This is a genomic window from Flavobacterium microcysteis, assembly GCF_006385255.1.
Classification (GTDB): domain Bacteria; phylum Bacteroidota; class Bacteroidia; order Flavobacteriales; family Flavobacteriaceae; genus Flavobacterium; species Flavobacterium microcysteis.
On record NZ_VFJE01000051.1, the window covers coordinates 181,667 to 204,529 of the forward strand.

Here is a 22,863-nt window from a genome sequence, read left to right on the forward strand (position 1 = left end):
TAGGACATAATAAAGATAAATAAAAATCTTAAAAATATTTTTTAGATTAAGTGTTTTAAAAAATAAATAGTTTTTAATTTGCTGAAATTCCCAAATTCCTTAGAATTTTTCTTTTTTTATATAAAATGAAGATATTTATTTGAAAGTCAAATTTTTATGATTTTTAAAAAATAGCAAATAAAAAATATGAAGTCATCGTTACTTAAAGCCTTATTCGTTTTGTCGCTTTTCACTTTTATTTCCTGTGAAGAAGTTTCAAAACCAGAGCCAGAACCAAAACCAGAAGCTACCCAAAAGCCTTATAAAGCGGGAGTAGTTCTTTCTTTTGACGATGCTTATGTAGATGAATGGTTTGATGCGAATCAAGCGCTCAAAAAATATGGATGGAAAGCTAGTTTTTGCGTTTGCCGGATTGATTCTATTGGTGCTCCCCAAATCCAAAAACTGCTTGAAATGCAAAAAGAAGGCCACGAAATAGCAGGGCATGGATATCATCATTACAACGCGGTGAAATATGTGGCTACTAATGGGATTAATGAATACGTGAACCAGGAGATCGATCCGATGCTTGCTTCTATGAAACGATTGTCTTTTAATGTTTCGTCATTTGCCTATCCTTATGGGCAACGCTCTGATTCTATTGACAAGGCTTTATCTTCTAAATTTAATGTAATAAGAGGTAGGGCTTTTCGATGTGATACTCCGGAAACTGAAGGATGTTATTTTAGAGGAGGCAAATATATGTATGCTTTTGGTATAGACGATAACCATGTGCATTTTAGCATGTCTTATCTTTTAGAACTATTGGATTATACGAAGAAGAACAATAAAATTTTGATTTTGTGCGGCCATAAACCGGTTAAAAATGTAACTGAAAATTATCAGACCAAAATTGAAACTTTAGAGTTTATATGTGATTATATGAAACTAAATGACCTTCAGTTTTATACATTATCTGATTTGTATACAATGATGCCGGTAAACTGACCTTAGCGTCTCAGAACCCCTATAGTTGATAGTTGATAATGGTTAGTCGATAGTGGTAAGTGGTTTTACTCCAAATAAAAACATATACAAAAATTTACTTTCAACAACTTTCTCTTTTAGATATATGAACTAATAACCTTAGCACCTCAGAACCTTAGCACCTCCCTTAAACACAACACAGCTTCTTCCAATTCTTTTTCATTCATAGAAGCAAAGCCAAAACGGAAGGCGTTTTCTTGCTTGTCGATTCGTTTGATATGCAGTTGAGGTACTGACTCCAATTTACTTACCAAAAAAGGAGAATTTATTTTGATCCAGATAGCCATTCCGCCATCAGGTAAGGCATACGTAATATGGCTGCCTAAATGTTTTTTTAGCAAAGCATCCAGATAGTCCCTGCGCTGATGGTAGCTTTTTTTGGTTTTTTTCAGATAGCGGCTTAAATCTCCATTTTGAATTAGTTCGGCAAGGGCATTTTGCATATATCCATCACCTCCATAGTCAATGACTTCCCGTAGTTTTATACACTGCTCAATAAAGTTTTTAGGCGCTACCATAAAGCCAATACGAATAGAAGGACCTAAAACCTTAGAGAAAGAGCCAATGTAAATTACATTTCCGTTATGACTTCCGCTGGCTATTGGCAAATAGGGTGAAGAAGAATAATGATAATCGTAATCATAGTCATCTTCAATGATAGTAAAGGAATATTGGTTTGAAAGTTCCAAAAGTTTCATTCTTCTCTCCACGCTCAAGGTTACTGTTGTTGGGTAATGATGGTGCGGAATTATATAAACGGCAGTTATCTTTTTCTTTTTGCAAATTTTTTCAATTGCGTGGATATCCAATCCGTTTTCATCAACAGCCACTTCAATAACCGATGCTTTTGTTCTTTCAAATGTTTTGTCGGCTATCGGATAATCGGGATTGCCAATAATGATAGTAGCTTCCTTGTCTAACAGTATTTGAGAAGCCAGGTAGATACTCATCTGTGCACCATGTGTAATCAGCAGGTTATCTGTTGTAATATTTAATCCTCTTGTTTTAGATAGGTAGCTTACAAGTTCTTCTCTGAGTTTTAGCGTGCCTTGGGTAGTTCCTACAATAGCATTTTTGACAGCATATTTCCGGATTGTATACGACCGGTATATTTTTAATAATTCGTCTATTGGAGAAAGTCTTATATCGGGATAACCGTCATCTATAAAAATTTCTGGAGCTGACAGTATAGGCTGACTTGACGTTTTTTCTTCCTGTCCATGAAGAGGAAAATCAAAAGCATTCTGATACGACAATGTAGCGTCTTTTTGATTCCATTTTTGAGCTTTTAGAGTAGGAATCTGTTTTGATACGGTAACGTGTTTTCGGGGAACAATTACTATCCAATCCTGAGCACTCAATTCATCAAAGGCCGCAATAACTGTTTTGCGGTGTACACCTAATTTTTTAGAAAGCTCTCTTGTTCCCGGCAGATGTGCCCCGGCTTTTAAGGTTCCTGTCCTTATTTCATTGATAATAGAAATAGCAATCTGCCTATATAAAGGAATTTTACTCTTTTTATCGATGATAATTATATGTTGAAACGGAAACATCTGGACTACTTGTTAAGTTAAATCTGGATTACAAATGTAGTCCAAATTGAAAATACTTTAGCCGAATAAATTTAAACACATAACAACATGAGTTATCAAATCAAAAAAGCAAGTCTGGAAGACTTGAATGAGACAGCAGTTCTGTTTAACCTCTACAGAATCTTCTATCGTCAAGAATCCGATTTAGAAAAAGGAAAAGTATTTTTAAAAGAAAGATTTCTAAACAGCGAATCAGACATTTTTCTGGCTATAGTAGACGGGAAAGCAGTGGGATTTGTCCAACTGTATAAACTTTTTCATTATACCAAACTGCGAAAACAATGGCTGTTAAGCGATTTGTTTGTGCATCCGGATTACAGAGGAAAGAGACTTTCTGTCGCCTTAATTGACCGTAGCAAACAATGGTGTGAGGAAACCGGAGCTTGTGGATTGATGCTTGAAACGGAAAAAACAAACGATATTGGAAACCAATTATATCCACGTTGTGGATTTGAGTATGACGGATTGCATAATTACTACCATTGGTGGAAATAGATAAGGAAGAATAGCAATATGAATAAATAACGGAAAAGCCTTTAGATCATGATTTAAAGGCTTTTTCTTTTATGGGCAATACTACCTACTAAAATTTAGAAAGATATTTATAGGAGTTAATCATTACTCCTGTAGGTGTTGACAATGAATTCACATATTCTAACCGGCATGCATCAATTTTGTCCGATATAAGACGTTTGCCTTTACCTAATACAACAGGGTAAACAATAAGTATGACATCATCTATCAATCCTGCATCTAAAAGCAGGGAAGTTAAGGAAATGCTGCCTGAAAGTACAATATCCGGCCCTTCGGTGAATTTTAGTTCATTTAGTTCGGCAATTATATTCTTGCCCAAACTCTTTACAGGTCCCCATTCGAGGCTATCGGGATTATGGGTCACTACATATTTGGTCGCCTTATTTATAGCGTTCGCCATAGGAAAATCGCCGGCATTTGGCCAAAAATGCGACCATGCATCATAAGTACTTCGTCCAAGCAGAAGGTCAAAATTTGTTCCATATGCGTTAAGTAACATAGCCATTCCTTCTGGAGAACGATAAGGAGTAGTCCATGCACCATATATAAATCTCTCATCATGTTCTATCACACCATCAAGAGATATATGCTCGAAGATTCTAATTTTTCTCATGTTTCAGTAAATTGGTTCTATATCAAAATTACAAATGAATGCAAATAGATAAAGGGTGTCATCGGGACAATATAAGAGGCCTAAGAAGACAGTCAAACGATTAGTAAGTAACTTCTTTTATATTGGTAGGAATGGATTCTTTAAATCTGTGTTATCATTTTAATCTGTGGCTAATAAAACCTACAATTAAAGCTACCGAGTCAAAATCAACTTTTTTTATTTGCTGTTTAATTATATATTTAACCCAAACCCAATTAACTATGTACAGAATTTTTGCTTGTTTCTTATGTCTGTTTTCTATCAGTCTAAATGCACAAACCACCGATGTCGTATCTTGGCTAAATGCCAATGCAATTGTTATTGAAGATGCGGGTCAAAATACAGAGCTAGCGGCATTTGCGCAGAATGAGCCTCAAGGTTTTAAAGAAGCAAAGATTTATGGGTTTGGTGAAGCTACCCATCATACTAAGGAGTTTTTTGACCTGAAAGCCAAGTTTTTTAAATACTTGGTTGAGCACAATGGTGTGAGAGTTTTTATTATGGAAGAAAGTTATCAGGCTGAACAAGCTATTAATGAATGGATAAGTGGCGGTCCCGGAGATAAAGCCAGTGTCGTAAAAAATTTTAGACATTTTTTATGGCGTACTACTGAAGTAGCCGATTTACTGGAATGGATGCGTAATTACAATCAGGGAAAACCTCGGGAGGCAGAGATACGGTTTTATGGAATAGACAACCAAATGGGAGAGGATATTAATAAAAGGCTAAGAAGTTATGTTCAAAAATATAACATTAAAATTGATGAAAACCTTTTAGCAGCAGCAGACAGTTGCTCGACAGCGGAATATGGACATGTGAAAATAAAGGAATGGGGAAAGAAAATGCAACCGAAACTACAGCAGTTAACACAATTGCTGGAGCAGGATTCGCAACGCCTTAAGGCTGCAAATACAAATGAATATGTAGACATGATACGAGGGTTGGGATATCTGGAAGATTATACAGCTTATATTTCATGGCCAGCTACGGATGTACGTGATAATGCAATGTATGAGAATGTTGTAAAGATAATGAATATAGAAGTACCAGGTAGTAAGGCATTTATATGGGCACATAATGAACATATAAACAAAAAAGACTTTGGTACGATAGTACCGAGTTTGGGTAGCAGGCTAAAAGAACATTTTAAGGACGATTATTATGCCACGGGATTTGATTTTGGGAGCGGCAAGATGTTAGGCTTTGTCATTAAAAAGAAACAGGTATTAGGATCCGAATACCGTATACTTGACAAACCTTATAAAAAAACATATGCAGAAACTTTTTTTCAAGCCCAACCTGATATCTATTTTGTTGATATTGCTACAGCTGTCAAAAATCCAGAGATGAAAAAATTCTTTGGCACTAAAATGAAACAGCTTTTTGTAGGTGGCCCGGGGTTTGATCCAAAGGATCCGAAGTTTTTTTCAAGAAAATACGAAGAAACGTATGATGGTATCATCTTCTTGAAAAAAATTTCGCCTAGTGTTCCCCAAAAACAACCATAGAAACGACTCATATATTTGAGGTGTCAGTAAAAACAAAAACCTGTAAATCTTATGGTTTACAGGTTTTAAAACTAGATTGTGCTTGAGCAGTCGGTAACTAATTCTTTACCGTCCAAAGGGAACCGTTTTTAGTTGTCAGTTTTCCTAATTTCCCTTTAGCTGCAAGTTCATTTAAATGCTTTTCGCTTTCTGCTCTTGGTGTTCCAGAAAGTTCAGAAAATTCTTTTGCTGTCAAAGAAGGATATTTTGAAAAAAGCACTTCCCAATTTTTATGATATTCACTTTTGATAGCTTTTGAGTGAAGTTTTAAAATAGCGCTTTCATACAAGGCGTATGGTTTTGAACCATAAACCATTTCTTTCTGTCCTGTTGCATCTATAAAAAAGATGGTTGGGAATCCTCTAACGCCATTTTGTTTTGCAAAATGCAAATCTTCCTCAAAAAGGACTTTAGCCTTACCATTAAAATCGGTTGTAAATTGTTGTACATCTAAACCCACTTTTTTAGCAGCCATTTCTAAGTTTTCCCACTTTGCAATATTCTTTTTTTGCAGGAAAACCATTTCCCGGATTTCTCTTAAAAATTGAATCGCTTTTTCTTTGCTCTGCATTTCTGCGGCTTTAAAAGCTATTGAAGGCGGATAAGAGGATTGTAAAGGATCTTCCAGCCACACATCACCATCAATTGGCATATCATAATAAACACTCACTTCGTCCCAATGATGTGCAACATCAGAAGGTTTGCTGATACCACCGCTGTTGTAGCTCCAATCCGGAAGCAAACCACCCATTCGGTATTCAATTTCTATAGTATTGCCGTATTCCAATTTTAGTTTACGTAGTTGCGGTTCAATTCCCCAACAAGAAGAACAAATAGGGTCTGTAAAATAAATAACCTTGATAGGTTTTTCTGTGGTTTGTGTTGCAATTTTTCCTGATGTTGCATTATCGGATATTCCACAAATGCCCTCAACAGGATCGCATAATAAGGGATTGGTATTGTTTTCCATTTTTTTATTTGTTTGAGCCTGACAACCAAAGTTTCCAAGCATTAATACTAGTAGTGTTATAGATTTTAATTTCATTTTTTTGAATACTATTTCAGAATAGGCTTGCAATTTATACCTACAAAACTAGGCCATATTCAATGTATATTTGCTATGGATTTCCCTTTGGAAACTACTTTCCTTTTAGAAAGTGTCTAGTGGATTCGTAACTTTACAAATCATAAATTCAATTCAAAAACAATGAAAAAAACTGCCGAAATAAATGCCACGCCTGTTTGCCAGGTTAGAATGCAAGCCATAAGTGATACGATGAGCTTGTTATCCGGAAAATGGAAATTTCATATACTGGGAACACTTATAGAAGGTAATACATTAGGTTTTATGGACTTGTTACGGGAAATAAATGGAATTGGAACAAAAATGCTTTCAAAGGAACTTCAGGATTTGGAAGTAAATAATTTGGTCAATCGAAGAGTAATGAATACAAAACCCATAACGGTTGAATATTCAATTACAGAATATGGTAAGACACTTTCTCCGTTAATTGATGAAATGGCAAAATGGGGAATTGATTATAGGAGGAAGGTTTATTTAAAAGATGCTAAGTAACTAAGGTTCTAAGTGGCTAAGGTTAGGAGGTTCAAGAGTAAAAGAAGAAGTTATTGAAAATAGATTTCTTTTAGTTGGTGTAGTCTTCTAAATCTGTGTAATTATTCTAATCTGTGGCTAAAAAACTCTCAATTTAAGTTGTCCAGTCAAAATCATTCAAATAGTCTAAGACTAATTATTTATCAGCTCCATAGCCTTTTCAAGATCACGGTCTTTTTTAATTACGATATCTAACGGATCATAATCCACTTTGTAATCCGGCATAATGCCTCGACCACGAATTGGATTCCTGGCTACAGATTCAACACGCATCCAGGGAAAATCAATCATTATTTTTGTATTTGGCAATGTTAATTCCTGCATCACCATACCATTACAGCCTTCTTCACCGCCAGCAGTCTCTCTCCCGATGAATTTTACGTTTTTGCATTGCGATTTAAGAGCCGCTGTAAAAAGCGCACCCGATGAAAAAGTAGCACCATCAATTAAGACATACAAATTGCCGTCAAAATGATATTCTTTTGCTAATGGAAGAGGACCGTATACTGTGCCCATTGCAGGGGTAGTTTCTACATGATACCATGAACCTTCTTTAGTGGTAATTTTATATCCTTGTAAAAATCCATTGGTGCGATCCGTATCGAAATAGGTAGCAGATTTATTTAAAGTCGGATTTTGTAGCCGTGATTTGACATCTTTAATGATAGAAAAAGGGGAGTCTGCGAGATAAGACAATAATTGAATTGCAACACGAATGTCACCTCCTGTATTATGTCGCACATCCAGTATTAAATTCTTTATTTTTTTAGACTCGATCTGCTTAAAAGCCTCTTTATATGTAATGGTATCCTGATAGGAGAAAGGCTTTGTCTCAAACAATGCAGTCTGAGAATCATTAAAAAACCGAAGCTTAAGATTTCCAGTATTTTCTGCCGTAGTCCAGTTTGTATAATTATCAAAAGGGGCAGTTTGGGGTTCGTTCGAGATTATTTTATCTGTATCTACAGTCAAATCTTTAAGTTCGCCTTGCCTGGTTCGTATTTGCATTTTATAAGTACCTTTCCAATGATAGTATTTATTGCAGACGTCCTCAAAACCGTCATACTCGCTTAAAAACAATTCTTTAAAGGTTTGATTATAACCGTCAGTAGAATACAAGTCAAACCCATGTTTGATAATTTCTTTTACAACAACGTCATTGATACTGATAATTTCATCTCCGGTTCGTAATACCTCTGTTTGATGGGTAGTTATAAAAACCTTACCATTAGTGACAAGCACTTTAAACGGCAAATGCGCAGGATACAAACCTACAGGATCCTTATACCCTACAGAATGTTTTATCTGTGTATGGCCACACCTCAATTTACAGATGAAAGGATATATTTGAGAAATAAATTCACTTTCATATAGCGGTTTGTTGATTGATGAATAGGTCTGATTGTAGACTTTTTGTAGGCTGTCAGCTGAGGTATAATAATTATATCCCGGATGCATCTCCTTTATTGTTGACCAAAGGACAGTCAAATCTGACTGCATACTTTTTACAGATAATTTTTGTGGTGTACTGCCTTTTTCAGAAGATTTATGAACTTTTTCCTGGCTTTTAACGGGTAGGCTAGTGCCAATAAAGAATGTAATGACGATTATATAGAATATAACTTTATATTTTGGGTTCGGTTTCATTCTTTTTAGGCTATAGATAGCAGGTTAGTATTAACTCTTATTTGTTCAATTTAGAATAAATTACGGTATCGAGAAATTGCCCGTTATAGAATTCATTTTCCTTAAAATGTGCTTCTTTAACAAAACTGCATTTCTCTAATGCTTTGGCCGAAGCTATATTTTCAGGATCAATCATTGCTTCGATAGAATGGAGTCCCATGGTAGAAAAACCATAATCCACAACTCCATTAATTGCTTCGGTAACATAACCTTTTCCATGAAAATCAGGAAGTAACATATAGCCAATTTCTGCACGGAAATGCTCAGGTTTCATACGAAAAAAGCCAATGGTTCCAATCATTTTGGGATTGTCTTTTAGTGTAATAGCCCAATTAATCACTTCATTGTTGCTGATTTTTTCATCCATCATTTTGAAGTGTTCTGAGGCTTCGTCAATTGATGTGGCTACTGGCCGGGGAATATATTTCATTATGTTTGGGTCAGAGCGTAGCGCAAATAGTTCATTAACATCATTTAAATCAGCGCGTCGGAGTTTTAACCTTTGGGTTTCCAATTCAGGAAAATCTGAGAAATCTATAGTAAGCATTATTCGTTTTGTGTTTCTGTAAAGTTATAATTTTTCATCAGAAATTTTACGATATCTAGACTTTGACTTATGAATTATTATGCACCTTTATTAAAACCTATTGTATCTCTGTATAACTGTGGCGACACATCGGTTTTACCTTTAAACACTCTGCTGAAATAATATTCATCATCATAACCCAGTTCATAGGCAATCTCTTTAACTGTTTTGTCAGTGAGATACAATTCTCTTTTTGCTTCAACAATAATTCTTTCAGTTATCAGGTCAGATAGCGTCATGTTGAAATGATTTTTTGCAGCTCGTGAAAGGACAACAGGTGTCACATGGAGCATATCTGCATAATCACTTGCAGAATGTTTTGTTCTGAAATTATCTTCTATTGCATTTCTTAAATCCTGTATAATGAGCAATTGCTTGTCATTACCATTTACACTTTTAATAGATTGTTGTTCGAGTTTTATTCTGGTAGCAAGAACTAAGAATATCTTTAAATAAGAAACAAGGACTTCATCTTTTCTCAAAGCCTCCATTTTCAGCTCATTGACAATTTCTCCAACGATATTCAGAAGTATTTGCCTGTTGTTTTGGTCAAGAAGTATAAATGGTTGCTGATAAATATTGTTGAACAAGATTCCGTTTGCAGCAATTTCTCTATGATGTCTGTATATACAGAAGAAATCATGATGAAACTGAATTGAAATACCTGTCAACGGCCCTTCAGAAGCCAGCATAAAGGGCTGATACGGATAAAAAGCAAACAGCGTATTTTCTTTGAACGAATACTCACAAAGATCAACTTTTGCCAATCCCTCTCCCGAAGTAATAATGATTAGCGTAAAATAATTATTCCGCTGTATGTGATCAAAATAACTACTGTTGTCAAACTCGAATACTTTAAAAGATAAGTTTCCATTTTGTTGATTAACAAGTGTATATACGGACTGTGATAGCATAGTTATTTATGATTTGCTTAATAATTCTAAAAATTGAGCATTTAGAATAGTACATTCTTCAAGGCATATTCCGCTGATTACCTTTGGGTTATTTCCCCATTTGGGTACATCTTGAGTGGACAGAATATTATATTTTGAAGTAAAGCCGCCTATATACGGGACAGCAGTACCATAAATGATTTCAGGTATTTTATGATGGCGAATCATATAAGAACACATAATGCAAGGTTCGTGTGTAGTGAATAGCTTTGCCAGATGTAATTTTTCTGAATATCCATTGTTTAGAGCATCTCTAATGGCCATTATTTCTGCATGATTAGTAATGTCTCCGGTTGATTTACCCGATTCAATACCGCTACCAATTACTTTTCCATCCCATACAATCAATGCGCCTACAGGAGGATTACCAGCAGCTAAAGCACTTTTAGCGAGATCTAAACATTGATGCATATAATATTGAAAATCGTCTGGCATAATTTATAAGTTAAGTGGTATTTGAGTTTTGATTAGATGGATGTGAATCTCCAGTTCTGCTAAATTACTCAAAAAAACAACCCTTTTGATGGTGATTTATTGAAGTTAATAGTCTGAATTTATTTTATGAATTTAAAAACTGCCCTCTTAAAAATATAAGAGGACAGTAGGAGAACTGCGTTAAAAAACCAAGATGTCGTAACCTTCTTTTTTTAGATTAACAAAGCTTGGCAGGCCTGGAGTTCCAGGTACTTCGTTATCACTTAACAAATCATAGCCAGATATTTCGGTGCCAAATACAGCAACACATCCTTTCGAAAGACCATGGACATGATCTTTTACTTCCTGATAAAGAGCATTAACCGGATGTTCGGGTTTTTCAAGTTGCTCAGGCCATCTTATACCCGTGCCCTGAAAAATAATTTTTACATCTTCACCTTCGTGTTTGAATTCATAGGCCGATGCTAAAGCATTGAATACGCGTCCTAGCGCTTCTTCTGAACCCGCTTTTGGGTCAGAAAGAATAATAATAGCTGTTTTTTTCATTTGAATAGTTTTTATTAACACGGCAAAGATCTGATGAGAAAGCTTGGTAAAGAATGGACGAAATTTACTTTATAATGGAGAATTTTCATCCGATTTCTCATCGATAATAAAACAGCATCTATCCGCAGAACCACTCAAAATAAGATTTTGAAAGTCGGTTCTAAAACATCCATCATAAAGTAAAAATCGTCCATTTTGCAGGAGTCATTATCTGGACAACTTTGCACCAAATAATCATTCATATAAGTAGAACTAAAAAAATAAACAAAATGGCTGTTTCTGATTTATTTAAACCGCTTACTTTTTTACATGGTCCAGCAATGAGAAATCGTTTTATGTTGGCACCGTTAACCAGCCAGCAAAGTGATTTTGATGGTACTGCATCAGAATACGACCAATATTGGATGGAACAACTTGCCCAGGGCGGCTACGGATTAATCCAAACCAGCGCTGCAACGATAGAAGCAGGAGGTATAGCGTTTGAACGCCAGTTAGGCATTCATAGTGATGACCACTTACCTGGATTGACTAAAATGGCATCAGCTATTCGTAACGGAGGTGCGTTGTCAGCAGTACAGTTACATCATGCCGGACATCGGGCTAAGCCTTCTATTGGAGGAATACCGGCTCCCGCTTCCAGTATGACATTAGAAGGAATCAAAGCAATTACAACTGAAGAAGTAGAACGAATTCGTGACAGCTTCATAACAGCCGCAAAAAGAGCTCAACAGGCAGGATTCAATGGAATCTCGGTTCATGGAGCTTTTGGATGGATTCTTTCGGAATTTATGTCCCCTAATTTAAATGACCGCACGGATAAATATGGAGGAAGTCTGGAAAATCGTGCCCGTTTTACCATTGAAGTTATTGAAGGGATTCGTCAAGCTTGTGGACCTGATTTCCAGATAGGCTGGCGATTATCTATTGAACGATACGGATTGCTTTTAGAGGAGTTGCGAGAAATAACCGCTAGCATTTTTGATCGTGAACTAATCGACTATCTGGACTTGGCTTTATGGGATTCAGCCCAGGTAGTTCGGGAAGGAACTTTTAAAGGAAAAACAATGCTGAGTGTTTTTACTGAACTTCCCCGTAAAGGTGTTCGTTTGGGTGTAGCTGGAAAAATTATGAGTGCTCAGCGTGCTGGTGAACTTTTGGATGAAGGTTGTGATTTCGTGCTTATCGCTCGTGCAGCTATTCTTCAGAGAGATTTTCCTCTTCAGGTAAAAGAGAACCCAATGTATGATAGTCCACAATTACCCGTAATGGCAAATTATCTGCGCCAGGGTGGGTTAAGTGAACGTTTTATTGATACGATGAGAGGGTGGCAGACTTTTGTAAAGCCCGGTTCCTTATAAAAGTTTTGGTATAAAACACAAAAAACCCCGCTATTAGCGGGGTTTAAAGCTTAAAAATCATCATTAAATATATAACTTAGTTCTTTTTAAGAGCTAGTTTTTTAGTAACAGTCTTATTCTGATAATCTATTTTCACATAATAAATACCTTCTGCAAAACTATCTATCGATAAATCCGATTTTGATAAAGATGGTTTGAAAGTAGTAATCACTCGTCCAAGATTATCTGTAATTGTGATAGTATCAGCCGTTACACTTCCGGTTTCGACAGTAAATTGCCCATAACTTGGATTCGGATAGATGGTAACGTTATTTTGAGCAAATTGCTCATCAATACCTAAAGATTGTCTACATGTAATTGATTTTAGTCTGACAGAATCCTGAGAACCACAGTTTGCATTGGTGTGTACATAATAACGGATAACACCTACATTGTTGCCTGATGACCAGTTCAGAGGTGAAGGTCCGCTAGCTAAAATTGTCATTCCATTATCATCCGTGATAGTAATATAATCCGTTGCTACTGAAGTTGAGAAGGTATATTGCTGACCGAAATTGATATAAACTTTTGCATACTCTCCAGCATAGCCTTCAGAAATGATCTCAGCAGTTCCCATACAGCCAATCTGCACAGCTTCTACAGGATGAGGTCCATATATGGCACCGTTACAACTAAGAGCAGGGATAGCATCAAAACTTCCGCCATAAACCCAGTCTCCTTTTGTAGAACCACAATTAGCTCGTACCCAATATGCATAATTTGTTGCTGGGCTCAGTCCGCTAACAACCGTTGAAGTGTAGTTGTTAGAAACTGAATGCGTAGGAGTAGTATTGTAATTAGGAACAGTATTGCTGTTTACAACATACAAATCATATCCTGCAGAAGGTGTTGGAACTGGAGGTGTCCAGCTAATTAGAGCAGAGTTTGAAGTTGTGTTAGATGCTGTAACATTGATTGGTAAACCGCAACCTCCAATTGGAGTACTGCTACATGTAACTGATTTTAGTCTGACAACATCATCGGCACCACAATTAGCATTGCTGTGTACATAAAAACGGATAGACCCCACATTGGCTCCTGATGCCCAGCTTAGTGGTGTTGTTCCACTTGCATAAACTGTCAATCCTGAGGCATCCGTGATTGTAATATAATCCGTTGCTATTGAACTTGAAAAGACATAATACTGACTGAAATTGATGTAAATTTTTGCAAATTCACCGGCATAACCTTCAGAAATTACTTCAGGACTTCCAGTACAAGCGATTTGAAGAATATCCATAGGATGAGCTCCGAATATAGCACCATTACAACCAACAACAGGAATAATATCAAAACTTCCGCCATGAACCCAGTTTCCTTTTGTTGAACCGCAATTTGCACGTACCCAATAGTTGTAATTTGTTGCAGGACTCAATCCAGTGATAAGTCTTGTAATGTCAGTAGATACATGCGTAGGGGTAGTATTAGCCGTAGGAGCTGTACCGCTGTTTACAACATACAAGTCATATCCCGGAGCTGCAGGAAAAGTACCCGCCCAGTTAATTCGAACTGAGTTTGATGTTATGTCAGTTACTGAAAGCTCGCTTGGTACACCGCAACCTGCAGGAGCAGCGACACACTTAATAGAACGTATTCTGTCTGCGTTTGCAGTTCCACAGTTTGCATTCGTATTCAAGTGGTATCTAATAACTCCAGAAGTAGAACCCGAGTTCCAGTTTAAAGGTGTTAATCCGCTAGCTAGAACTACCGTTCCATTCGCGTTTGTAATCGTAATATAATCTGTGGCAACAGAACTTGTAAACGTGTACTGCTTGTTGTCCATTACATTGACATTTGAATATTCTCCTGGCCAAGAGTCAGCAGCTATTTGTTCATTAGCTCCTGTACATGCTGGCGTGAAAGTAGCATTAGGATACAATCCGTTGGTAGCGCCATTACAGTTTAGAGCTGCAATGGTCGTAAAATTCCCACCAGATACCCATGCACTTTTTGTACCACCACAATTCGATCTGATCCAATAATAGTAAGTTGTAGAAGCTGCCAATCCGCTTAAAACGCCCACACCTGCAGTAGTACTTGTAACAGTAGCAGCAGTGTTGGCATTCGGAGCCGTATTTGTAGTAACAATGTAAAGATCGTATGAAGCAGGCGCAGTTGCAGGCGCAGTCCAGTTCAATCGGCTAGAATTTGATGTTATGTTTGTAACCGATAGAGCAGTTGGTACACCACAATTTCCTGCCGGAGCATCAACACACTTAATAGAACGTGTTCTTACTGCGTTTACTGTTCCACAGCTTGCATTGGTGTTTAAGTGATATCTCACAACTCCTGTTGTAGAACCCGAAGTCCAGTTTAAAGGTGTTACTCCGCTTGCCAAAACTACCGTTCCTTGAGCATTTGTAATCGTAATATAATCTGTAGCAATTGAACTCGTAAATGTATATAGCTTATTTGCCACTACGTTTACATTTGAATATTCTCCAGCCCAAGAGTCATTAGCTATTTGTTCGTTAGCTCCTGTACATGCTGGTGTGAAAGTTGCATCAGGATACAATCCGTTGACAGCACCGTTACAGTTTAGGGCAGCAATGGTAGTAAAATTCCCACCAGAAACCCATGCACTTTTTACAGTACCACAATTCGATCTGATCCAATAATAGTAAGTTGTAGAAGCTGTCAATCCGTTAAGAGTACCCACACCTGCAGCAGTACTTGTGACAGTAGCAGCAGTATTATCATTTGGAGCTGTATTTGCAGTAACGATGTAAATATCGTATGAAGCAGGCGCAGTTGCAGGTGCAGTCCAGTTCAATCGGCCAGAATTTGAGGTTATGTTAGTAACCGATAAAGCGCTAGGTGCACCACAAGTTGGAGTAGCGGCACATTGGATATAACGCTGTCTGTTGATGTTTTGTGTACCACAGCTTGAATTAGTGTGTATGTAATACCTGATAACACCAGATGTTGAACCTGAATTCCAAGCCAGTGGAGAAGGACCGGTAGCCAACGCTACATTTCCAACCGGATTCGAAATAGTGATATAATCACCTACTTTCGAACTTGAAAAAGTATAGTCTTTGTTAGCCGTTACATTGATATTGGAATATTCACCCGCATAAGCGTCGTTAACAACCAATTCAGTAGATCCGGTGCAAGCTGGAGTAAATGTGGCTTGTGGATGAAGATCCCCACTTGTGCATCCTCCTACAACACCACCACATTTAATTGATTTGATTCTTGATGTAGCATCACTACCACAAGAAGAATTACTATGCAGATAATATCTGATACTTGCCCAATTCGAGTTGTTAACCCATACAAATGGTGTTTGTCCGGAAGCATAAATGGTAGCTCCGGTAGGATCAGTAATAGTGATAAAATCTGTGGATACAGAACTGCTAAATGTATATTGCTGATTGCTGCTTACAGAAACGTTTGTATATTCTCCTGCATGAGCATCGGTAGCAATTTGCTGCACAGTTCCGTTACATGGTACACTGACAGTAGCTTGAGGATACAGTCCGTAAGGAGCACCGTTGCAACCCGCTCCACCAGGATTGGTTCTAAAAGAACCGCCAGGAACCCAAATTCCACCATTGCCTACACATCTGGTTCGTACCCAATAATAATGTGTTGTATTGGCGGCTAATCCCGACACTTGAGCTTCTCTGGAACCTGATGCCTGCACAGTTGGATTTGTATTTTCAACAGGAGCAACTCCCGTAGTGTTTACATAAACATCATAGGACGTAATCTGCCCTATAATTTGAGCGTTCCAACTCACTTTACAAGAGTTCGACGTGATATTCGAAACCGAAAGTGTATTAGGAGAATCGCAAGAATTGTCTATTGTTGTAGTCTTTAAAACTAGATCCGTTGTTATAAACGGATTAGTTTCGCACTGTGCATTGGTATGAACGTAAAAACGAATCGTTTGAGGATAAGGTGGTGTAAAGCTCACGCCATTCGAACCATTTAATCCGCTTGCAAATATCTGTGAACCGTTAGCATCGGTAATCGTAATATACTCTGTAGCACGGTCACTTTTGAAAGTATATCGGGTAGCCGTTGAAAATGTATTCACCCGGAAGTATTCACCCGGATGGGTATTGCCGCTGATGATGCGTTCACTGTTATCATGAATGGGGTTGTATGCTTGTGACGAAGATGGACCTCCGCTAGTGCATTGCGCACTGACCTTCTGGATAAAGCATATAAGTGCCAGAAGGTACAGAAAAGTAATTTTTGTTTTCATAGTTTATATTTAAGGTTGCTTTTTAAAATTTTAGATGCCGAATTTAGATATGATTTTCGTATTGAACCCATCTAATTCCATCATTTACAGTTTAATCGCATGCAATAATAAATCAAAGAAAAATCATAATCGCAACTAATGTATAAGCGAAGCTTTTTTGGATATTAACGTAGTAATTCAGTGTAGAATCGTTTTTATGAAAAAAGGAAGCTTACAATTTTGAGGTACGAGTAGTACTTTAGCATTAAAGTAATACGATAAAATTTTGGGATGTTGTCAATAATGAGAATGCTGATAAGTCAGACTTTTTTGGCTAATTTTCGCTCGGTTTAAAACGACGTGGTAATCAGAAATTGACAAAAAAACATTTTGATGAGTAGGAGTTGATGTCGACAAAAGCCCGGTAGGATGGAAGGAGAGCTCTTCTTTGTCGAATTGGTACTGTTTAAGCATTGGGTTTGTTGATTTGGCCCGAAAATTAGCATTAATCTTTTTAAAATGCTAAAAAAATCTTAATAAAATTTGTGGGTAGTTTGGGGTGGTGTAGTGTTTTAGTTATAAATTCGCAAGTAGTCAATATTCATCTTTATACTAACATACTTTCATCATAAAAAATAGTAAATGAAAAAACTATTATTACTACTTGTAATTTTTCCTCTGTTTGTTTCTTGCGATGATTCAAAAGAAAAAAAATTAAATTGGGATTATCCTGATGAAAACGCAGAAATTAAAACCTTTAATACTAAGGCAATTGATGATAAGGAACTGATTTCACGACTTGAAGAGGATTTCAGAAAGGGGAAGTTTAAAATTGAAAGCAAAGAAGACAAAAAGGAAGTGTCTTTTTCCAACTGCAATGATAATTTAATACTTAAAATCAAGGGTAACGGTATAAGACGTTATTATGTCAAGCGTACCGAAGCAAAACCGAAAAATTACTATCCGGATTTTATGATGTTTATTTATGAGTTTGATAGTGAAGCAGAAGCAGAAGATGTTGAAGAAGAAATTCGGGAAGCATTTTTTTCTGGAAATGGATTTTGCAATGGAAAAGGTCATGACTATTTAGTCAGATACAAGAACAAAGTTGTCCGATTAGCTACTCGGGCCCATATGTTCATGGATTACACAAAAGAGTATTCTGAAAAAATAAAAAGTTATCGTTAAAATTATAAGAGAAGTCGAAAAGTCATGTAGCTATATTTTGTAATAGACTCATAAGTTTTTCAGGCTAAGGTATTAGTTGTCTTTGCTTATTTTTAATGAATATTGCGTAAACAGTTTTATATCATTCTATATCCAATTCCATTTGCGGTAAAAATCGGTTTTCAATTGATGTCTTTAATTGGTTATAAGTTTTGAACCCAAACGATTTGTAAAATAATTCGGCATTAGGATCTGAATCGAGAATTATTTTTTTCATATTTATTTCTTTTGCTTTTTTGATACAATGATTCATTAGGAACTTTCCATATCCTTTTCCAATAAATTTTGGTAATAAAAATAGATAGTCAAGTTTTATAATCTTATTTTCAAGTTTCAAAATAGAGTAGTATCCTATTATTTCATCGTCAACAATTAATTTGAATGTTTCATTATTTTCAATATAATCCTGCGTTATTGTTAAATCATTCCTCCATTTTTCGAGTTGTTCTTTTCCATAACCCCAATATGCTTTCCCTTCGAAAGTTATTTCGCTTAAAATAAGATTGTCGTTTTTTTCAGATCTTTCAATTTTCATTTATAAACGTGTTGTTGGGAAACATTTCTACTAACTTACTTAATTTATATGCGAAATAATCATTTTGGTTACCGTATCATTGTTTTTCATAAGTAAATGCACAGCCTTCATCGCAAATTATCTGGTAGTCGGATGTGACTGGATTTAGAAATATTCTTTCTGGATTAATTTCGTCATAATAAAGAGTATAATATCGATCTTGTTCAGCTAACTCTATATGAAGTTTATTGTTTTGAAAAGTATAGGTCCCAATGTTTCCTAACTTATCTTTGACAATGTTTTTCATTTCAAAAATAAATATTTCTCCGTTTGAAATTTTATGAGTAAAGCCTTTAGCACCATCGCTACCGGAATATTCAACAGCCTGCCATTTTCCAAGTATAGTAAATCCTTTTGTTTGAGATTTACAAGAATTAAGTACTAATGTTAGAAATAGACATGTTATTATTTTTTTCATTTAAGATTTGAATTTAGTTTAATTCTCGTGAAATAGCACGCAACTTGTTTATATGTGAAACAATCATTCCTAAAGCTATTTAAAATGGGTGTTTAAACATATAGTCATCTTCGAATATAATAAAAAACCTCATAAATCTTTAGATTTACGAGGTTATTAATTTTGAGCGGTGAAGAAGGGACAGCCACTTTCGGGCTTTAAACTTCTAAAATATTTTAAATCCTTAATTAAACGAACTTCTAAATTCCAAAGGAGACAAATTCGTTTTTACCTTAAACAATTTGGAAAAACTTTGACTGTGCTCAAAACCTAAATCAAATGCTATTTCTGAAACTGTCAATGCTGTTGTAGACAGTTTTTCTTTGGCCTTTTCAATTAATTTTTCGTGAATATGCTGTTGCGTTGTCTGCCCTGTTAAGGATTTTAGTAAGCTGCTTAAATACATAGGGGACATATTCAACGAATCTGCAACAAATTGAACCGTTGGTAGCCCTGTTGTATTGTCATCATTAAAGTAATCGTCGATAATCCTTTCGACATTCTCTAAAACTTTATGATTGCTGACTTTGCGTGTTAAAAACTGTCGTTGGTAGAAACGATCAGAATAATTGAGAAGGGTTTCGATTTGTGAAATAATAATATTTTGGGTAAACTTATCAAGATTACCGCTGTATTCCATTTCTATATTTTTCACAAGAGTATTTAGAATCGTTTCTTCCTTTTCCGAAAGAAACAAGGCCTCATGAACTGCATAATCAAAAAAATCATAGTGCTTGATAGTGCCGGCTAATGGAGTATTCCATAAAAAGTCAGGATGTATCATTAACACCCAGCCACTTTTGGTACTGGCAATTTCTTCGATGGTTTCAATACCAAAAACCTGGTTAGGGGCTATAAAGAACATCACGCCATCATCGAAATCATAGTGATTTTGGCCGTACTTAAATGTTGCGCCAATACTACGTTTTATAGAAATGTGATAAAAGTCAAATACAAAATTCTTATGATTGATTTCTGTTGAGCATTCAAAGGTTCCATAATCAAATAAACTAATTAACGGATGCTGAGGTGAAGGCAATCCCTTCATCTTATGAAATTCAGCTATTGATTTAACCCTATGTATCTGATTCTGACTCATCTTTCAAAAATACAAAAATATTACAACATCATTCCTCCGGAAAGTTCAATCCTTTGACCATTCATCCATCTTGCTGCTGGAGTACATAAGAAAGCGACAACACCTCCAATATCTTCCGGTACACCAACACGTCCTAAAGCGGTAATAGAAGCGATTGCGTTTCTTTTATTTTCGTCGGATTTATTAGAACCTCCGCCAAAATCAGTAGCGATGGCACCCGGAGCAACCACATTGGCTGTAATCTGTCTGCTGCCTAATTCTTTGGCCAGACATTTTGTATAGGTTTCGATAGCTCCTTTCATACTTGCATAAGCGGAAACATTAGGGAAAGATATTCGGGTCAATCCTGATGAAATATTTACAATTCTTCCCCCATCATTCAGCAGAGGCAAAAGCTTTTGAGTTAAGAAATAAACACCTTTAAAATGAACATTCATCATTTGGTCAAATGCTTCTTCAGTCGTTTCAGTTACAGAAGCATATACTCCGGCACCGGCATTGTTGATTAGAAAATCAAACTTTGGAGAGCCTTCATGTTCCTGTAAATGTTGACTGACATCACCTACAAATGCATCAAAGGATTTTACATTGCTTACATCCAATTGATAAGCAATGGCTTTTTGTCCGAGTGACAACACTTCTTCTACAACCTTATCGGCTTCCGTTTTATTGCTGTTGTAGGTAAAAACAATATTGTTCCCGTTTTTGGCTAAGTTGATAACCATATCTCTACCTAAGCCACGACTTCCACCGGTTACTAAAGCAATTTTACTCTTTGTTGACATAATTTATTTATTTTTAATTTATATGACAAAGTTCCGTACTAAATCATTTTTGCGTGTAGCCGAATTATTGATTATTGTAGTCTAAACTTAGCTGCTGATTTTTTTCGTTCGAATTGTTTTAGAGGTACTATCAGTTGTAAATATTTTGCAGCAGGATGATTTACGAGATTTTAATTTTCTGTGGAGAAAGACGGATCTCAACTATTGGCTTAGAATCCTGACTTTTTTATCTTATCTTAATAATATACTTACTTTCCTAATTTCAAAAACGATTGTAGGCCGATAGTCAACGTTGATATCTGAAAAGGGAACGCTTGGTCATTGGCTAAAACCCTTTTGTTTTTGTGCCTTATGTTTACATCGAACATGCCAGGTGGTACTCCTTTTATAGAAGATTAGATTGGATACGGTCCGCATTTTAAAAAACAATTATTCAACATTAACAATTTCTAACCAATTTCAGAAAGAAAACACAGTAAGCATGAAGAAAACAATTACTCTTTTTTTAATTTTTTTATCATTACAGAATTACGCACAATGCTGGCAGACTATAAGTTCGGGCTTAGATCACACTCTTGCTTTAAAAACTGACGGTACGCTTTGGGCATGGGGCGACAACCAATATGGCGAATTAGGAGACGGTACCGTAGTCAGCAAAAACCAACCTGTACAGATCGGCACAGCAAACGACTGGCAAAAAATTAGTGCCGGGAATAATTTTTCCTTGGCCATAAAAAACGATGGAACACTCTGGGCCTGGGGATACAACATATATAGTCAATTAGGAAATGGTAATGTTGTTAATCAACGTTCCCCGATTAAGATAGGAACCGCAACCGACTGGCAAAGTATCAGTGCTGCTCCAGGGTTAATAGGGGGACATAGTATGGCCCTAAAAACCAATGGCACGCTCTGGTCATGGGGTAACAACTTCTACGGTCAATTGGGCGATGACACACTTACCAATAAAAATCAACCTGTCCAGATAGGAACCGATACCAATTGGCTGGCTATCGCTGCCGGAGGTGCCCATTCAGTTGCTATTAAAGCCAATGGAACGCTTTGGGCATGGGGGGGGAATGGTTTACGCCAATTAGGTGACGGTACCAATGTTGATAAAAGAATACCTATACAGATTGGTACAGCCACTAATTGGAAAAGTATAAACGTTGGATATACCCATAACTTTGGTATTAAGACAGACGGTACGCTTTGGGCCTGGGGAAGTGGACTTGACGGCAGATTGGGCTTGGGGAGTGCATCCGCAGCTGCTATCCCTACTCAAGTAGGAACAGATAATGATTGGGCAAAGGCCATAGCCGGAGCCGAACATTCCCTTGCTCTGAAAACAAACGGCAATCTTTGGAGCTGGGGTAAAAACGAAAGCGGAGAACTAGGCCTTGGAACAAACAGTACTACTGACATCATGGTTCCTACCCAAGTAAACACCAATGCGGATAAAACCCTAATTTCAGCGGGAAGAGATTTCTCGCAAGTAATGAATAGCGATGGTTTCTTGTATGCAACGGGGCTTAATACTGCGGGGCAATTGGGAGACGGGACCAATACTAACAAAAATACACTGACATCTGTTATCTGTGCTTCTCTGGGGGTAAATGAATTTGAAGCCATGAAAGTCAATGCTCATCCCAATCCGGTTAGAAATCTACTGCATCTTTCTTACGGACAAGGAATTACAATGGTTTCCATTTATAATTTATTAGGACAGGAAATATTAAACAAGTCTATTCAGGATAATGAAGCTGTGCTTGATATATCTGCTTTGTCACCAGGAACCTATTTGGTAAAGGTTAGCTCGACTGTTAATACACAAACACTGAAAATTATAAAACAGTAAACCTCGTTTTTCTAAGTCATTTAAGACAAATTGTTATCAATAAATAAAAAGCCCGTCCAAAGAAAGAGACGGGCTTTATTTTTACAGATTTTTTCACTC

The 22,863-nt window shown here is 36.6% G+C and carries 20 protein-coding genes; 7 read left to right on the plus strand and 13 right to left on the minus strand.

From position 1 onward, the window contains the following. The first annotated feature begins 186 nt into the window (after positions 1–186). The gene (locus tag FJA49_RS04930; protein ID WP_139999464.1) at positions 187–987 is read left to right on the plus strand and encodes a polysaccharide deacetylase family protein; all 801 of its coding nucleotides are present in this window, start codon (positions 187–189) and stop codon (positions 985–987) included. Positions 988–1,133: 146 nt separating this feature from the next. Here FJA49_RS04930 and pdxR read toward each other — a convergent pair whose 3' ends face one another. After that, the gene (gene pdxR / locus FJA49_RS04935; protein WP_139999466.1) at positions 1,134–2,579 is read right to left on the minus strand and encodes a MocR-like pyridoxine biosynthesis transcription factor PdxR; all 1,446 of its coding nucleotides are present in this window, start codon (positions 2,577–2,579) and stop codon (positions 1,134–1,136) included. A gap of 87 nt (positions 2,580–2,666) precedes the next feature. On the opposite strand from pdxR, the gene FJA49_RS04940 reads away from it, so the two are divergent. Beyond that, on the plus strand, positions 2,667–3,113 hold the full coding sequence (locus tag FJA49_RS04940; RefSeq protein WP_139999468.1) for a GNAT family N-acetyltransferase: 447 nt from the start codon (positions 2,667–2,669) through the stop codon (positions 3,111–3,113). An 88-nt stretch (positions 3,114–3,201) separates the two neighbouring features. Here the strand turns inward: FJA49_RS04940 and FJA49_RS04945 are convergent, their stop codons facing one another. Further along, entirely contained in the window at positions 3,202–3,765 is a 564-nt protein-coding gene (locus FJA49_RS04945) for a dihydrofolate reductase family protein (protein ID WP_139999470.1), read from the minus strand. Between the two features lie 260 nt (positions 3,766–4,025). On the opposite strand from FJA49_RS04945, the gene FJA49_RS04950 reads away from it, so the two are divergent. Continuing rightward, positions 4,026–5,312, plus strand: coding sequence for an erythromycin esterase family protein (locus FJA49_RS04950; protein WP_158629444.1), 1,287 nt, complete (start codon positions 4,026–4,028; stop codon positions 5,310–5,312). Positions 5,313–5,409: 97 nt separating this feature from the next. Here the strand turns inward: FJA49_RS04950 and FJA49_RS04955 are convergent, their stop codons facing one another. Beyond that, the gene (locus tag FJA49_RS04955) at positions 5,410–6,321 is read right to left on the minus strand and encodes a ClpXP adapter SpxH family protein (RefSeq protein ID WP_139999474.1); all 912 of its coding nucleotides are present in this window, start codon (positions 6,319–6,321) and stop codon (positions 5,410–5,412) included. 237 nt (positions 6,322–6,558) lie between these two features. On the opposite strand from FJA49_RS04955, the gene FJA49_RS04960 reads away from it, so the two are divergent. Then, positions 6,559–6,927: a winged helix-turn-helix transcriptional regulator gene (locus tag FJA49_RS04960; protein ID WP_139999476.1), complete on the plus strand. Its 369-nt coding sequence runs from the start codon at positions 6,559–6,561 to the stop codon at positions 6,925–6,927. A gap of 171 nt (positions 6,928–7,098) precedes the next feature. On the opposite strand, the gene FJA49_RS04965 is transcribed toward FJA49_RS04960, so the two are convergent. The 5 genes from FJA49_RS04965 to FJA49_RS04985 all read right to left on the minus strand — a co-directional run bounded on the left by FJA49_RS04965 (position 7,099) and on the right by FJA49_RS04985 (position 11,172). Continuing rightward, positions 7,099–8,613: a S41 family peptidase gene (locus tag FJA49_RS04965; protein WP_139999478.1), complete on the minus strand. Its 1,515-nt coding sequence runs from the start codon at positions 8,611–8,613 to the stop codon at positions 7,099–7,101. Between the two features lie 37 nt (positions 8,614–8,650). Further along, entirely contained in the window at positions 8,651–9,199 is a 549-nt protein-coding gene (locus FJA49_RS04970) for a GNAT family N-acetyltransferase (RefSeq protein WP_139999480.1), read from the minus strand. A 77-nt stretch (positions 9,200–9,276) separates the two neighbouring features. Continuing rightward, positions 9,277–10,152, minus strand: a complete 876-nt coding sequence (locus tag FJA49_RS04975; protein WP_139999482.1) for a helix-turn-helix domain-containing protein — start codon at positions 10,150–10,152, stop codon at positions 9,277–9,279. 6 nt (positions 10,153–10,158) lie between these two features. Continuing rightward, on the minus strand, positions 10,159–10,626 hold the full coding sequence (locus tag FJA49_RS04980; protein ID WP_139999484.1) for a nucleoside deaminase: 468 nt from the start codon (positions 10,624–10,626) through the stop codon (positions 10,159–10,161). A 180-nt stretch (positions 10,627–10,806) separates the two neighbouring features. Further along, complete coding sequence (locus tag FJA49_RS04985; RefSeq protein WP_139999486.1) at positions 10,807–11,172, minus strand: DsrE family protein; 366 nt, start codon at positions 11,170–11,172, stop codon at positions 10,807–10,809. Between the two features lie 269 nt (positions 11,173–11,441). Between FJA49_RS04985 and FJA49_RS04990 the strand changes: the two genes are divergently transcribed. Beyond that, on the plus strand, positions 11,442–12,530 hold the full coding sequence (locus FJA49_RS04990) for an NADH:flavin oxidoreductase (protein WP_139999488.1): 1,089 nt from the start codon (positions 11,442–11,444) through the stop codon (positions 12,528–12,530). Between the two features lie 76 nt (positions 12,531–12,606). Here FJA49_RS04990 and FJA49_RS04995 read toward each other — a convergent pair whose 3' ends face one another. Next, the gene (locus FJA49_RS04995; protein ID WP_139999490.1) at positions 12,607–16,785 is read right to left on the minus strand and encodes a fibronectin type III domain-containing protein; all 4,179 of its coding nucleotides are present in this window, start codon (positions 16,783–16,785) and stop codon (positions 12,607–12,609) included. Positions 16,786–17,406: 621 nt separating this feature from the next. Here FJA49_RS04995 and FJA49_RS05000 point away from each other — a divergent pair. Then, positions 17,407–17,952 (plus strand): hypothetical protein, encoded by a 546-nt coding sequence (locus FJA49_RS05000; protein ID WP_139999492.1) that lies wholly within the window; start codon positions 17,407–17,409, stop codon positions 17,950–17,952. A 121-nt stretch (positions 17,953–18,073) separates the two neighbouring features. Here FJA49_RS05000 and FJA49_RS05005 read toward each other — a convergent pair whose 3' ends face one another. The 4 genes from FJA49_RS05005 to FJA49_RS05020 all read right to left on the minus strand — a co-directional run bounded on the left by FJA49_RS05005 (position 18,074) and on the right by FJA49_RS05020 (position 20,906). After that, positions 18,074–18,526, minus strand: coding sequence for a GNAT family N-acetyltransferase (locus tag FJA49_RS05005; protein ID WP_139999493.1), 453 nt, complete (start codon positions 18,524–18,526; stop codon positions 18,074–18,076). Between the two features lie 76 nt (positions 18,527–18,602). Further along, positions 18,603–18,983 carry a hypothetical protein gene (locus tag FJA49_RS05010; protein WP_139999495.1) on the minus strand — a complete coding sequence of 127 codons (381 nt, stop codon included), beginning with the start codon at positions 18,981–18,983 and terminating at the stop codon, positions 18,603–18,605. 223 nt (positions 18,984–19,206) lie between these two features. Next, on the minus strand, positions 19,207–20,121 hold the full coding sequence (locus tag FJA49_RS05015) for a helix-turn-helix domain-containing protein (RefSeq protein WP_139999497.1): 915 nt from the start codon (positions 20,119–20,121) through the stop codon (positions 19,207–19,209). A 20-nt stretch (positions 20,122–20,141) separates the two neighbouring features. Then, complete coding sequence (locus FJA49_RS05020; RefSeq protein WP_139999499.1) at positions 20,142–20,906, minus strand: SDR family oxidoreductase; 765 nt, start codon at positions 20,904–20,906, stop codon at positions 20,142–20,144. A gap of 481 nt (positions 20,907–21,387) precedes the next feature. On the opposite strand from FJA49_RS05020, the gene FJA49_RS05025 reads away from it, so the two are divergent. Beyond that, positions 21,388–22,764 carry an RCC1 domain-containing protein gene (locus FJA49_RS05025; protein WP_139999501.1) on the plus strand — a complete coding sequence of 459 codons (1,377 nt, stop codon included), beginning with the start codon at positions 21,388–21,390 and terminating at the stop codon, positions 22,762–22,764. Positions 22,765–22,863: the final 99 nt, after the last annotated feature.